Genomic DNA, 12,851 nt, shown 5'->3' on the forward strand with positions numbered 1-12,851 from the left:
GTGGGGTCGGCGGGCTGCGTGGGCGGGGCGTCGTTGTGGCGCTGGCCCCTCCCCTGTTAGCCGTGTGGGTGAGCCCGGCGCGGTCGACTCCAGTGGCTCGGCCTCCCCCGCGGTCGGTTGCCGCCGGTGTCGGTCAGACGGGTGTCGTCTGGGCGGCGGCCTTCCCGAGGTCTTTCATGAAGGCGCCTGCTTTCATCACGATCTCTATGCGTGAGGGATCAGCCAGCGTGTGTATGTCCCGTATCGGATCAGCGTCGGTGACCACGAGGTCGGCGAGTTTGCCGGTTTCCAGGGTGCCGACTTCGTCGGAGATGCCGAGCAGTTCGGACGCGGTCCGGGTGCCGGCGATGAGGGCGTTCATCGGGGACATGCCGAGTTCGACGAGGTATCCGAGTTCGCGCAGGTTCTGTCCGTGGGGGCATACGCCGGCGTCGGTTCCCAGGGCGATCTTCGCTCCGCGGGCGATGGCGTGGCCGATGTTCTTCTTGGTGATCTCGGACCACTTCACTTTCTTGGCGTAGTGGTAGGGCTGCATGGTCTTCTTGTCGATCGCGAACACGGTCGACAGGGTCGGGACGAGGAAGGCGCCGCGTTCTTCGAGGAGGTCGAGGCCTTCGTCGTCGATGCCGTAGCCGTGTTCGACGCTGGTCACTCCGCCGCGGATGGCGGTGAGGATTCCCTTGCGTCCTTGTGCGTGGGCGGCGATGGGTTTGCCGCCGTGTCTGTCGAGTTCGTCGTGGATGGCCCGTACTTCGTCCAGGCGCAGGCCTTCGTCGTCGGGGTGGTCGTGTCTGCTGCCCATGCCGCCGGTTGTGCAGATCTTGATGAGGTCGGCTCCTTGGCGAAGGACCCGGCGGGTGGCTTTGCGGACTTCGTCGACGGTGTCGGCTATTTCGATGAGTTCGGGCATGGTGGGGGCGAGTGTGCCGCCGTGCAGGTGCATGTCGCCGTGGCCGGCGGTGTGGCTGATCGGGCTGACGGCCAGTTTCAGGCGGGGGCCGGGGATCAGTCCTTGGTCGATCGCTTCGCGAAAGCCTTGGGACAGGCCGCCGAGGTCGCGTGCGCTGGTGATGCCGGCTTGGAGTGTGGCGCGGATGCGGGCGACGGATTCCAGGACGATCAGGGCTGGATCGTTCTGCAGGGTGTGGAAGGGTCCGTTGGCCAGGGTGAATCCCAGATGGACGTGCGTGTCGATGAATCCGGGCAGCAGGGTGCTGCCTTGCAGGTCACGTTCGTCGGCGCCGTGGTTGGCGGGGGCTTCGGCCGCGGTGCCGACGAAGGCGATGCGGCCGTCGGGGGTGACGTCGAGCACGCCGTTTTCGATGGGTGGGGCGCCGGTGCCGTCGATGATCGTGGCGTTGCTGAAGCGGAGGTTTCGATCGGGGGTCACGCAGCGTCCTTCCGCGGGCGGGGGTCGATGGTGAAGCCTGGTGCGCCTGGGACCGAGTCGAGCAGTGTTCGGGTGTATGCGTGTTGGGGGTGTTGGTAGAGCTGGGCGGCGGAGGCTTGTTCGACGATGTCGCCGTTGTAGAGCACGACGACTTCGTCGCTGACGTGCCGGATGACGGCGAGGTTGTGTGAGATGAACACCATGGTCAGGTTGAGTTCGCGGCGTAGCTTGGCCAGGAGGTTGAGGATCTCGGCTTGGACGGAGACGTCGAGTGCGGAGGTGATCTCGTCGGCGATGACGACTTCGGGCTGGATCATCAGGCCGCGGGCGATCGCGATGCGCTGTCGTTGTCCCCCGGAGCACTCGTGGGGGTAGCGGCTGATGGTGTCGGCGGGCATTCTGACGGTTTCGAGCCAGTGGACGATCTCGTCGGCGTGCTTGCCGACGTTGGCGCGGCGCGGGTCCACGGCTTCGGCGAGGGCTTGGCCGATCGTGCGGCGGGGGTCGAGTGAGGAGTAGGGGTCCTGGGGGATCATCTGGACCTTGCGCCGCATGGCCTGGCGGTCGGCGCCTCGTGCGGAGGAGACGTGGACGCCGCCGATGGTGACGCTGCCCGCTGTGGGGCGGACGATGCCGACGAGTGCTTTGGCCAGTGTTGATTTGCCGGATCCTGATTCGCCGACGATGCCGACGGTGCTGCCTCGCGCGACGTTCATGGTGATGCCGTGCAGGATGGGTGTGGCGTTGGCGCCCCAGCCGTAGCCGGCTTGGAGGTCGCTGACCTTGACGGCGATCTGTTCATCCACGTGTGTGCTCCTGCGTGCGCTGCGGGGTGGGCAGGTCGCCGATGGGGCCGTCGATGTCGGGGGTGGCGTGCAGGAGTGCTTTGGTATACGGGTGGTGGGCGGATTCGACGGTGAGGTCGTGGGCGGCGATCTCTTCCACGATCTCGCCGTGGTACATGACGATGACGCGGTCGCACAGGGCGCGTACCACGCCGATGTCGTGGGAGATGAACATGATCGAGGCGCTGTATTCGTTGTTGACGCGTTTGAGTTCGCGCAGGATTTCGGCTTGGACGGTCACGTCCAGGGCTGTGGTGGGTTCGTCGGCGATGATCAGGCGTGGCTGGACGGTCAGCGCGGTGGCGATCATGGCTCGTTGCCGCATGCCGCCGGACAGTTCGTGTGGGTGCTGTTTCATGCGGTGTTCGGGTCTGGTCATGTGGACGGTTCGCAGTGCGTCCAGGACGCGCTGGGTGGCCGCGCGTGTGTTGAGGCGTTTGTGGGTGCGGAGTACTTCGGTGAGCTGGGTGCCCATGCGCAGTGCGGGGTTGAAGGTGGAGCCGGGGTCTTGGTAGATGAGGCTGATCGCTTGTGTCATGGCGGTGGGGGGTGCGGGGCGGCGCAGATCCAGGTCGTTGATGGACATGCGGGTGGCCGTGGAGGTGAGGCCGTCGGGCAGGAGTTGGGCGAGCGCCATCGCGGTGAGGGTTTTGCCTGAGCCGCTTTCGCCGACGATGCCGAGGATCTCGCCGTGTCTGATGGTGAAGGAGATGCCTTTGACCAGGGGTGTGTCGCCGGAGTGGATCCACAGGTCGCCGATGTCGGCGAGATGTTCGCTGGAGGGTGGCGTCTGGTCGGGTGTGGTGGGGGGTGGTTGGTTCGGGGTGGGCTTGTGCCGTCCTCGTGGGTTGGCCGCGCTGGCCAGTCCGTCGCCGATCAGGACGGCTGCCAAGCCGGTCAGGACGATGAGGACGGCTGGGCCGGTCATTTGGAAGGGCCGGTCGGCCAGGAGGGAGGGCAGGGCTTCGTTGAGGAGTTTGCCCCAGTCGTAGGAGGGTGACTGGACGCCGAGTCCGACGAAGGACAGGGCGGAGATGGCGGTGAGTGTGGCGGCGAAGGTCGATGCCGAAAGGACGAGCAGGGGTTCGGCCATGTTGGGCAGCATGTGCCTGATGGCGATGCGGCTGTGGCTGACGCCGAGCAGGCGGGCGGTGGAGACGTAGTCCTGTTGGGAGATTTTCGCGGCGAGGTTCGCGGTGAGGCGGGCGAAGTAGGGGATGCCGGACAGTCCGATGGCGATCAGTGCTGAGGTGCCGCCGGCGCCGAGTACGGCGGCCACGACGAGGGCGAGCAGGAGTCCGGGGAAGGCGACCATCGCGTCGATGACGCGCAGGAAGATCTCTCTGGCCCAGGGGCGTACGAGCCAGACGCCGGTGCCCAGGACGATGCCGGAGATGACGGCGATGGCGGTGGCTGCGGCGGTGAGCAGCAGGGTGAGGCGGGTGGCGACGAGGCTGCGGAGCAGGACGTCGTGGCCGGCCGCGTCGGTGCCGAGCCAGTGCTCGGGTGAGGGTGCGGCGAATCTGGGGCCGAGTGTGCTTGCTTGGGCGGTGAACAGGATGGGGGCCAGGGCGGCGATGAGGACGATGATGCCCAGCATGGCCAGGCCGAGGATGAGCCCGGGGTTGCGGTGGCGGGACCGGTCAGGCGGAGACATGGGGTCCTCCGAGGGTCCGTGGGTCGATGAGTCCGAGCAGGATGTCGACGCCGAGGTTGACGAGTGCGGCGATCATGCCGATGACGAGCACCATGCCCTGGATGACGGGGTAGTCGCGGTCGAGGATGGCTTTGATGATGCCGCTGCCGAGGCCCGGTAGGGCGAATACCGATTCGATGATGATGGCGCCGCCGATCATGCCGGTCAGGATCAGCCCGCTGAGGGTGAGGGTGGTGGTGAGCAGGTTCGGCAGTGCCCATCGCAGGTGGCGGCGCAGGGCGGGCAGGCGCCAGCCTCGGGCGGTGCGCATGTAGTCGGTGTCGAGGACGACGGCTGTTTCGCGGCGTACGACGCGGGAGATGGTGCAGATCGGGCCGATGGCGATGGCCGCGACGGGCAGGACGAACGAGGCCGCTCCGAAGCGTGGGGTGTAGGCGGGGGGGAAGAGCGGCAGCAGTCCGATGCCGAGGGCGAACATCACGACCAGGAAGGAGGCCATGATGTAGCCGGGGATGGAGTCGAGGAAGCCGGTGAGCAGGCCGAAGGCCACGTCCAGCCATTTGCGCCGGCCGCCGCGGGTGAGCACGCCGATGAGCATGCCGAGCGGGACCGAGATGAGCAGGACGGCGAGCATGGCGATGGTGGCGATGGTGGCGGTGAAGGGGAGGCGGTTCCAGATGATCGTCTGGACCGGCTGGCGGTACATGAATGATGTGCCGAGGTCGCCGGTCAGGACTGCGCTGACGTGGTCGAGGAATCGTGGCCAGAGGGGCCGGTCGAGGCCCAGCTCGCTCCTGACGCGCTGGATGTCGGCGAGATCGGCGTTGGCTCCGGCGATGCCGACCGCGGGGTCACCGGGGATGAGCTGGACGATCAGGAACGACACGACGAGCAGCGCGGCGAAGATCGCGACGAGGCTGGTCAGGCGCCGCACGGCGAACCGCGGCCAGGCGGAGGAGGTCCGCAGCGGGATGCGCCGTCGGGTTGACGGGGATCCGGTGGGGGGCTCCGGCGGCCGGGCGCCTGGAGCGCGCGGGGATTGGAGAGAGGCCATGACTGAGGCGCCTTCTGGCTATTTGACGATGCGGAGGGTGGCGGGGTCGAGGTATTCGTCGAAGGTGCGGATGCTGAATCCCTTGGCGACGACGGTGGTGTTGGGCAGTGTCGACAGCGGGATGGCGTCGACGCGCTGGAGGAAGGACTTCTGGGCGGACTGCAGGGCGGCGCATTGTGCGTCGCGGTTGATCTCGCCCATGGCGCGGGTGACGAAGCCGTAGCCGTCCTTGTTGATCTGTCCTGTCTTGTTGCGGCCGCCGTCTTCGGTGGCGGGGCCCATCACGCGCAGCAGGGAGGAGGTGAGGGTGCCCATCTGGTTGTTGTCGCCTTGGACGTTGATGTCCCAGTCTTTGCCGCCGGCGGTGGTCAGGGTGGCCCAGTTGGCGTTGTCGAGGGAGTCGACGCTGACGTCGGCGCCGGCGTTGCGCAGGGCTTCGGCGATGTAGTCGTTGCCGCCTTGCAGCAGGGTGGTGCCGACGATGCGGAAGCGGACTCCGGCGAGTTTCTTGGCGGCGGCCGGGTCGGGGGTTTTCAGCAGGGTGCGGTCGGTGTTGGCGCAGGCGAGTTTGGCTGATCCGACCGACAGGATGGTGCTGCCGCGCTTGCCGCTGATGATGTCGCTGAAGGCTTGGGGGTCGATGGCTTGGGCGACTGCGGCGCGTAGGTCCGGCCGGTCGGCGAAGACGGTTCCGGGGCGTTCGTTGAACAGCAGGTAGGTGGTGGTGTTGGAGGTGCTTGAGGTGGTGAAGGCGGCGTTGCCGTCGAAGCGGGCGACGTTCTCGTCGATGATCACGCCGACGTCCAGGCTGCCGGCGAGCAGTTGGGTGGCGATGGTGGCGTAGTCGGTGATGGGGGTGAGGTTGAGTTGTTCGGCGGGTTCGCCTTGTAGGGGTTTGGCGAAGGTGGGCCAGGCTGTGTAGCCGTCGCGTAGCGTCAGTTGGTAGGACACCGCGGGTTGTGAGGCGGTCAGGGTGTAGGGGCCGGAGAAGGCGCCGGTGACCTTGCCGGCTGCGAGGGCTTTGGCGTCTTTGAGGCCTGCTGGGCAGATGATTCCGGCTTGGGGCAGGGCCAGTCCGGTGAGGAAGTCCGACCAGGGAGCTGACAGCGCGGCCTGTACGGTGCCTGCTTTGTCGTCGGCGGTGAAGGTGGCGGTGGCGGGTCCCAGGGTCAGTGTGCGGGCCGAGGAGCCTGTCTCTTTGGCGGCGAATCGTGTCAGGGAGGCCGCTACCACGGACGGGGTGATGGGGGTTTTGTCGGAGCAGGTCAGCCCGCTGCGGATGGTGAAGGTGTAGTGCGCGGCGTCCTGTGCCTGCCAGGAGGAGGCGATTCCGCCTGCCAGGGCGTTGCCTGAGTCTTTGCGTACCACGGTGTCGAACAGCAGGCGGGCCATGGTGAAGTCGTCGCCGCCCTTGGCCAGTGCTGGGTCGAAGGTGGCTGGATCGGTGTTGAGGGACATGTTGACGGGCTGTGTGGTGCCGGCGGCGGTGCCGCAGCTGACCGCGCCCAGTCCCGCTGCGGCCATGGCCGTCAGCACAAGAATCGTTTTGCGAAACACCAATCCTCCAGGTGCAGCCGCGGAAAGAATGGCGCCGAGCCTAGTCGTGTGCGCCGGTCAGAGGCCTTTTGAGGGTCACCGCGCAAGGAATTGGATGATGCGGCGGTTCGTCCGCACGATCCTGTCCGGCAAGTCCGTCTCCTTGCCAAAAGAGGAACAGGTGTCGAACGTTGATGGTCGCCTGCCGGCGGGTGATCGTGGGGCGGCACTCACGACGGATATGCACGATCGTGGGCAGATCGTCCCTTTATGTGCATGATAGACGCCATGGTGGACGGGCTCGACTTTCAGATCATCAACGCACTGCAGATCCATCCGCGGGTCTCGTGGGCCCATCTCGGCAGGATCTTGCGGGTCGACCCGTCGACGATCTCCCGCCGCTGGTCGGCGCTCACGCACCAGCGGCAGGCATGGACGAGTTGCTTCGAGGCCGACGGGCCGCGCTCGGCTGAACGGGAGATCTCGGCGCTGGTGGAGATCCGGTGCACCCCCGGCCGGCGCGCCGACGTGATCGCCGAGCTCGGCCGGCAGGGGCCGATCTTCAGCGTGCACTGCACCTCGGGTCCCCGCGACCTCTACATCATGATCTCGACGCACAGCCTGCTGTCCATGGATCGCTACATCGACGAGCACATCGCCGTGATCCCCGGCATCGTCGGCACCCGCACCCACTACCTGCGGCGGATCTTCCTCGAAGGGTCGGGCTGGCGGCTCAACATGCTCTCCGAGGAGCAGGCCGAGGCGTTGCGCCTGCTGCGGCCCTCCGAACCGCCCGAACAACGAAAGCCGGCCTACCGCGACATCGTCTCGGCCCTCAGCACGGACGTGCGCCGTACCGCCGCCGACATGCAGCGCGAGCTGGGCCGCTCGATCACGGTGATCTCCCGCGACATCGACGCGCTGCTCGCGGCGGACTGGGTGCGATGGCGCGTCGACTTCGCGCACACCCTGATGGGCTGGTCGGCGGCGGCGGTGCTGTGGCTCGACGTCCAGCACGGCGATCTGGAACGCCTGGTCTCCTCGCTGCGCTCGCTGCACCACGTGCGGATGTGCGCGTCGGTGACCGGCGAGGCCAACCTGGCGGTCTTCCTGTGGCTGCACAACCTGCAGGAGCTGGACGAGATCGAGGGCAGGGTGGCGTCGGTGTTTCCGAAGGTGCTGATCAAGGACAGATGGATCGTGCCAAGGATCGCCAAGCGCACGGGCTACATCCTCGATCTGGACAGCCGGCGCCTTCGTTACGTTCCGGTCGGCGGCCAGCCGGTGTTCGAGGACTAGCGGCCCGCGACTTCATGCGGACCCTGCTCGGAAAACTGGTGTTTCATGCAGGATCGCGCGCGGTGGGCCCTGGTTTGCGGCGCCGTGCCTAGCATGTGCGAGGCGACCGCCGGGCCGCTGATCATCGTGGAAGAGAAAGAGGTCTCGTGGACTTCGCGCAGCTCAAGGCGTTCAGGCGAGAACTGCACCGGAATCCGGAACCCGCGTTCGTGGAGATCGGGACGGCCGCCCGGATCACCCAGGCCATCGAGGGCCTGCCGGTGGCCGTCTTGACCGGAAAGGACGCCCACGACCTCTCCCCCGTCGTGAACTACCCCTCGCCGCGCACGCTCGACGAATGGGAGGCGCGCGCGATCGCCTCCGGCGTCGCGGCCGATCGCGCCCGCTACTTCCGCAGGAACGGCACCGCGCTGGTCGTCGACGTGGCCGGCCTGCGGCCGGGCCCGCGATGGGGTCTGCGTGTCGACATCGACGCGCTGCCGATGCGCGAGTCGGCCGATCCGGCGCACTTCCCGGCCGCCAACGGCTTCGCCTCGGTCAACGGCGCGATGCACGCGTGCGGCCATGACGCGCACGCCACCATCGGTGTGGGCCTGCTGCACCGCCTTGCCGACCGCGACTTCGCGGGCTCACTGCGGATCTTGTTCCAGCCCGCCGAGGAGGGGGTACGGGGAGCGCAGACGATGATCGACGCCGGGGTCGCCGACGACATCGACACCATGCTCGCCGTGCACATGGCGGGCGACATGGCGCTCGGCTCGGTGGTGGGCAGCTTCACCGGCGGCCTGGCCACCCGCAAGCTGAAGGTCGACTTCACCGGCGAGGCCTCCCATGCCGCCGGTTCGCCGGAGACCGGTCGCAACGCGCTGCTGGCCGCCGCCATGTCCGCGCTGGCCATCATGGCGATCCCGCGCTTCAGCTCGGCCGACACCCGGCTCAATGTCGGCACGCTGGTCGCCGGTGACGGCGTGAACATCGTGCCGTCCACGGCGGTGATGACGTGCGAGGCGCGCGCCACCGTTGACGAGGTCGCCGAGGAGCTGGTGGGCCGGATCCGGTCCATCGTGGAAGGAGCGGCCGGTGCGCAGGGGGTGGAGGCGGCGCTGGCCGTGATGGGCCGCTCCACGACCGTGACCCCCGACGAGGAGGTGGTCGACCGCATCGTCGAGGCGGCCGGCGCGCACCCCGCCATCGTGGAGGTGATCCGGACCCGCGCCTATGCCGGAAGCGACGACGCCAACCTGCTCATCCGGCATGTGCAGCAACGCGGCGGCCAGGGCGCCTACCTGATGATCGGCACCGGCAGCCCGGGGCCCCACCACAGTGCGACCTTCGAGGTGACGGAGGAGTCGATCCCGATCGGCATCGACATCCTCGAATCACTCATCCGCCGCGACTGAGGGTGTGGTCGAGGGCCGAGCGGTCCCGACGCCGGTGACGGCCGGGAGGCGGGTTCCGGGCGGGGTTTCGGTCTCGCGGGGGTGTGGGTGGTTGGGGGGAGATGGGGTTCGACGGCGCGTCTCCCCCAGATTCGATCCCGACAAAGCGGGTCATTTGGGGCTGGTCCGGGCGGATTTTTGCGGTGATTTGTCAGCAGCACTTGCTGGTTCGTGTCAGCATCGATGACATGCATGGGCCAAATGGGACTGCCGTAAACATCCGGGACCGGTGGGCTCACCCGCGCAACGGTGCGTCCGCCTGAGGCCGGCCCCGCTCCCCCGGGCCCGCACGCGGCGGGCCCCGTCACCCTCGAACGATCCGCCTGAAAGAAGCTCTCCGTTGCGCATCCTGCTGCTCTGCTCCTCCTTCAACGGCCTGACCCAGCGTGCCTGGCTGGAACTGCGCCGGGCCGGTCACGACGTCACCGTCGAGCTGGCCGTCTCGGAGCAGGTGATGGTCGAGGCGGCCCAGCTGGCCGAGCCGGACCTGATCATCTGCCCGTTCCTGAAGGAGAAGGTGCCGGCGCTTGTGTGGCGGAACCACCGCACGATCATCATTCACCCGGGGCCGCCCGGCGACCGGGGCCCGTCGTCGCTGGACTGGGCGATCGCCGACGCCGAGGCGGAGTGGGGCGTGACGGCGTTGCAGGCGGTGCAGGAGATGGACGCCGGGCCGATCTGGGGGTATCGGACGTTCGCGATGCCGGCCGAGCCGCCGCGCAAGTCCGCCCTGTACAACGGTCCGGTGGCCAATGCGGCGGTGGAGCTGGTGGTGGAGGTGGCGGCCAAGGCGATGGACGCGGGGTTCGTGCCGGTGCCGCTGGATTACCGTTCGCCGCAGGTGCGCGGGCGGGCGCGGCCGGCGATGCGGCATGGCGACCGGGAGTTCTCGTGGTCGCAGAGCACCGATGAGGTGCTGCGGCGGGTCCGTTCGGCCGATGGGGCGCCGGGCGGGCGGGTGATGCTGGACGGGCGGATGATGCGGGTGTTCGACGTGCACCGGGGTCCGGTGGGGGCCGGGACGCCGGGAGCGGTGGTGGCGCGGCGTGAGGGCGCGGTGCTGGTGAACACCGGCGACGGCACAGTGTGGGTCGGGCATCTGCGGGTGGAGGAGCCGGGCGCGATCAAGCTGCCGGCGGCGACGGTGCTGGGTGAGCGGGTGGCCGGGCTGGAGGAGCGGCCGGGCTACAGCGAGGTGACCTATGACCGCAGCGACACGGTCGGGGTGGTGAGTTTCGACTTCTACAACGGCGCGATGTCCAGCGAGCAGTGCCGGCGGCTGGCCTCGGCGTTGCGGTACGCGGCGGCCCAGGACACCCGGGTGCTGGTGGTGCGGGGTGGCGAGGTGTTCTCCAACGGCATCCACCTGAACGTGATCGAGGCGGCGCGCCATCCCGAGCTGGAGGCGTGGACGAACATCAACGCGATCAACCAGGTGTGCCGTGAGGTGATCACGTGCGCGGGGCAGCTGGTGGTGACGTCTGTGGGCGGCAACGCGGGCGCGGGCGGCGTGATGATGGGGCTGGGCGCCGATCGGGTCCTGGTGCGTGAGGGTGTGGTGCTCAATCCGCACTATCGGACGATGGGGCTGTTCGGGTCGGAGTTCTGGACGTATGTGCTGCCCCGGCGGGTGGGGGCGGTGGTGGCGCGGCGGCTGACGGGCCAGGCGCTGCCGATCAGCGCGGCGCAGGCGGTGGAGCTGGGGCTGGCCGACCGGATGATGGCCGGGTCGCGGCCGGCGTTCGAGCGGACGGTGCTGGAGTACGCCGAGCGGCTGGCGGCCGGTGACGATTACGGGCGGCTGCTGGAGATCAAGCGCCAGGCGCAGGAGGCCGACGAGCGGCGCAAGCCGCTGGAGGCTTATCGGATGGAGGAGCTGGCCGAGATGAGCCGGGACATGTTCGATGACCGCAACGGGTTCCGGCGGGCGCGTCAGGCGTTCGTGCACAAGGGTAAGGTGGTGGCGACGCCGGATCAGCTGGCGGCCCACCGGGAGTTGTCCGGCGCGTCGGCGGGGCCGGTCGTGGTCGCATCTCATATGTGAGATATGTTGTCGTGTTATGACTGATGACTATCTCGTGCGGATCGGCCGGCTCATTCGCGACGCGCGCCAGCACCGTGGTTGGACGCAGCTGCAGCTGGCGGACGCTCTGGCGACCAGCCAGAGCGCGGTGAACCGGATCGAGCGCGGCAACCAGAACATCAGTCTTGAGATGATCGCGCGGATCGGCGAGGCGCTCGACAGCGAGATCGTGTCGCTGGGCTACTCCGGGCCGATGCACCTGCGGGTGGTGGGCGGGCGCCGGCTGTCGGGCAGCATCGATGTGAAGACCTCGAAGAACGCGTGCGTGGCACTGCTGTGCGCGTCGCTGCTGACCTCGGGGCGGACGATCTTGCGTAAGGTGGCGCGGATCGAGGAGGTGTACCGCATCCTGGAGGTGCTGGCCTCCATCGGGGTCAAGGCGCGCTGGATCAACGAGGGCAGCGATCTGGAGATCGTGCCTCCGGCCCGGTTGGAGCTGGAGGCGATGGACACCGAGGCGGCCCGCCGTACCAGAAGTGTGATCATGTTCCTGGGGCCGCTGATGCATCGCGCGGAGGAGTTCAGGATCCCGTACGCGGGCGGCTGTGACCTGGGGACGCGCACCGTGCAGCCGCACATGTCGGCGCTGCGGCACTTCGGGCTGGACATCGCGGCGACGGGCGGCTTCTACCACGCGCGGGTGGATCGGGGCGTGTCGCCGTCGCGGCCGATCGTCTTGACCGAGCGGGGCGACACGGTGACGGAGAACGCGCTGCTGGCGGCGGCGCGGCATGACGGTGTGACGGTGATCCGCAACGCCTCCTCCAACTACATGGTGCAGGACCTGTGCTTCTTCCTGGAGGAGCTGGGCGTGCGGGTGGAGGGTGTCGGGACGACGACGCTGACCGTGCACGGGGTGGCCTCGATCGAGTGCGACGTCGACTACTCCCCCTCCGAAGACCCGGTGGAGGCGATGAGCCTGCTGGCGGCGGCGGTGGTGACCTCCTCGGAGCTGACGATCTGCCGGGTCCCGGTGGAGTTCCTGGAGATCGAGCTGGCGGTGCTGGAGGAGATGGGCCTGGACCACGATCGGGGCGGCGAGTACGCGGCGGCCAACGGCCGCACCCGGCTGGTGGACCTGACGGTGCGCCCCTCCAAGCTGATCTCCCCCATCGACAAGATCCACCCGATGCCGTTCCCGGGACTGAACATCGACAACGTGCCGTTCTTCGCCGCCATCGCGGCCACGGCGCAGGGTTCGACGCTCATCCACGACTGGGTCTACGACAACCGGGCCATCTACCTGACGGAGCTGACCCGGCTGGGGGCTTCGGTGAAACTGCTGGATCCGCATCGGGTCCTGGTCGAGGGGCCGACGCGCTGGCGCAGCGCGGAGATGATGTGCCCGCCGGCGCTGCGCCCGGCGGTGGTGGTGCTGCTGGCGATGATGGCGGCCGAGGGCACCTCGGTGCTGCGCAACGTCTACGTCATCAACCGCGGATATGAGGATCTGGCCGAGCGGCTCAACGCGCTGGGAGCGCGGATCGAGACCTTCCGCGACATCTGAATTTCTGTCGGTGGGGCCCGCTACCGTCTGCCTTGATGTGG

At 68.2% G+C, this 12,851-nt stretch carries 9 protein-coding genes; 4 read left to right on the top strand and 5 right to left on the bottom strand.

Annotated elements, in window-relative coordinates:
- Window positions 1-133: 133 nt before the first annotated feature.
- From AB0F17_RS00400 to AB0F17_RS00420, 5 genes are read right to left on the bottom strand one after another with little or no spacing between them, the layout of a single operon-like run.
- Window positions 134-1,390: an amidohydrolase family protein gene (locus tag AB0F17_RS00400; RefSeq protein ID WP_358013857.1), complete on the bottom strand. Its 1,257-nt coding sequence runs from the start codon at window positions 1,388-1,390 to the stop codon at window positions 134-136.
- Window positions 1,387-2,196 (bottom strand): ABC transporter ATP-binding protein, encoded by an 810-nt coding sequence (locus AB0F17_RS00405; RefSeq protein WP_358013859.1) that lies wholly within the window; start codon window positions 2,194-2,196, stop codon window positions 1,387-1,389. Before AB0F17_RS00405 ends, AB0F17_RS00400 begins: the two co-directional genes overlap by 4 nt.
- Window positions 2,189-3,892 carry a dipeptide/oligopeptide/nickel ABC transporter permease/ATP-binding protein gene (locus tag AB0F17_RS00410; protein ID WP_358013861.1) on the bottom strand — a complete coding sequence of 568 codons (1,704 nt, stop codon included), beginning with the start codon at window positions 3,890-3,892 and terminating at the stop codon, window positions 2,189-2,191. The genes AB0F17_RS00405 and AB0F17_RS00410 overlap by 8 nt, the downstream gene beginning before the upstream one ends.
- Window positions 3,879-4,946 carry an ABC transporter permease gene (locus tag AB0F17_RS00415; protein WP_358013863.1) on the bottom strand — a complete coding sequence of 356 codons (1,068 nt, stop codon included), beginning with the start codon at window positions 4,944-4,946 and terminating at the stop codon, window positions 3,879-3,881. The genes AB0F17_RS00410 and AB0F17_RS00415 overlap by 14 nt, the downstream gene beginning before the upstream one ends.
- 18 nt (window positions 4,947-4,964) lie before the next feature.
- Entirely contained in the window at window positions 4,965-6,470 is a 1,506-nt protein-coding gene (locus AB0F17_RS00420; RefSeq protein ID WP_358013865.1) for an ABC transporter substrate-binding protein, read from the bottom strand.
- Window positions 6,471-6,752: 282 nt separating this feature from the next.
- Between AB0F17_RS00420 and AB0F17_RS00425 the strand changes: the two genes are divergently transcribed.
- From AB0F17_RS00425 to AB0F17_RS00440, 4 genes are all read left to right on the top strand, one after another.
- On the top strand, window positions 6,753-7,781 hold the full coding sequence (locus tag AB0F17_RS00425) for an Lrp/AsnC family transcriptional regulator (protein WP_358013867.1): 1,029 nt from the start codon (window positions 6,753-6,755) through the stop codon (window positions 7,779-7,781).
- 146 nt (window positions 7,782-7,927) lie between these two features.
- On the top strand, window positions 7,928-9,181 hold the full coding sequence (locus AB0F17_RS00430) for an amidohydrolase (protein ID WP_358013869.1): 1,254 nt from the start codon (window positions 7,928-7,930) through the stop codon (window positions 9,179-9,181).
- 379 nt (window positions 9,182-9,560) lie between these two features.
- Window positions 9,561-11,264: an enoyl-CoA hydratase-related protein gene (locus AB0F17_RS00435; RefSeq protein WP_358013871.1), complete on the top strand. Its 1,704-nt coding sequence runs from the start codon at window positions 9,561-9,563 to the stop codon at window positions 11,262-11,264.
- Between the two features lie 16 nt (window positions 11,265-11,280).
- Window positions 11,281-12,810, top strand: a complete 1,530-nt coding sequence (locus AB0F17_RS00440; protein WP_358013873.1) for a UDP-N-acetylglucosamine 1-carboxyvinyltransferase — start codon at window positions 11,281-11,283, stop codon at window positions 12,808-12,810.
- Window positions 12,811-12,851 lie beyond the last annotated feature (41 nt).

It is taken from the genome of Nonomuraea sp. NPDC026600 (assembly GCF_040638335.1).
GTDB lineage: Bacteria > Actinomycetota > Actinomycetes > Streptosporangiales > Streptosporangiaceae > Nonomuraea.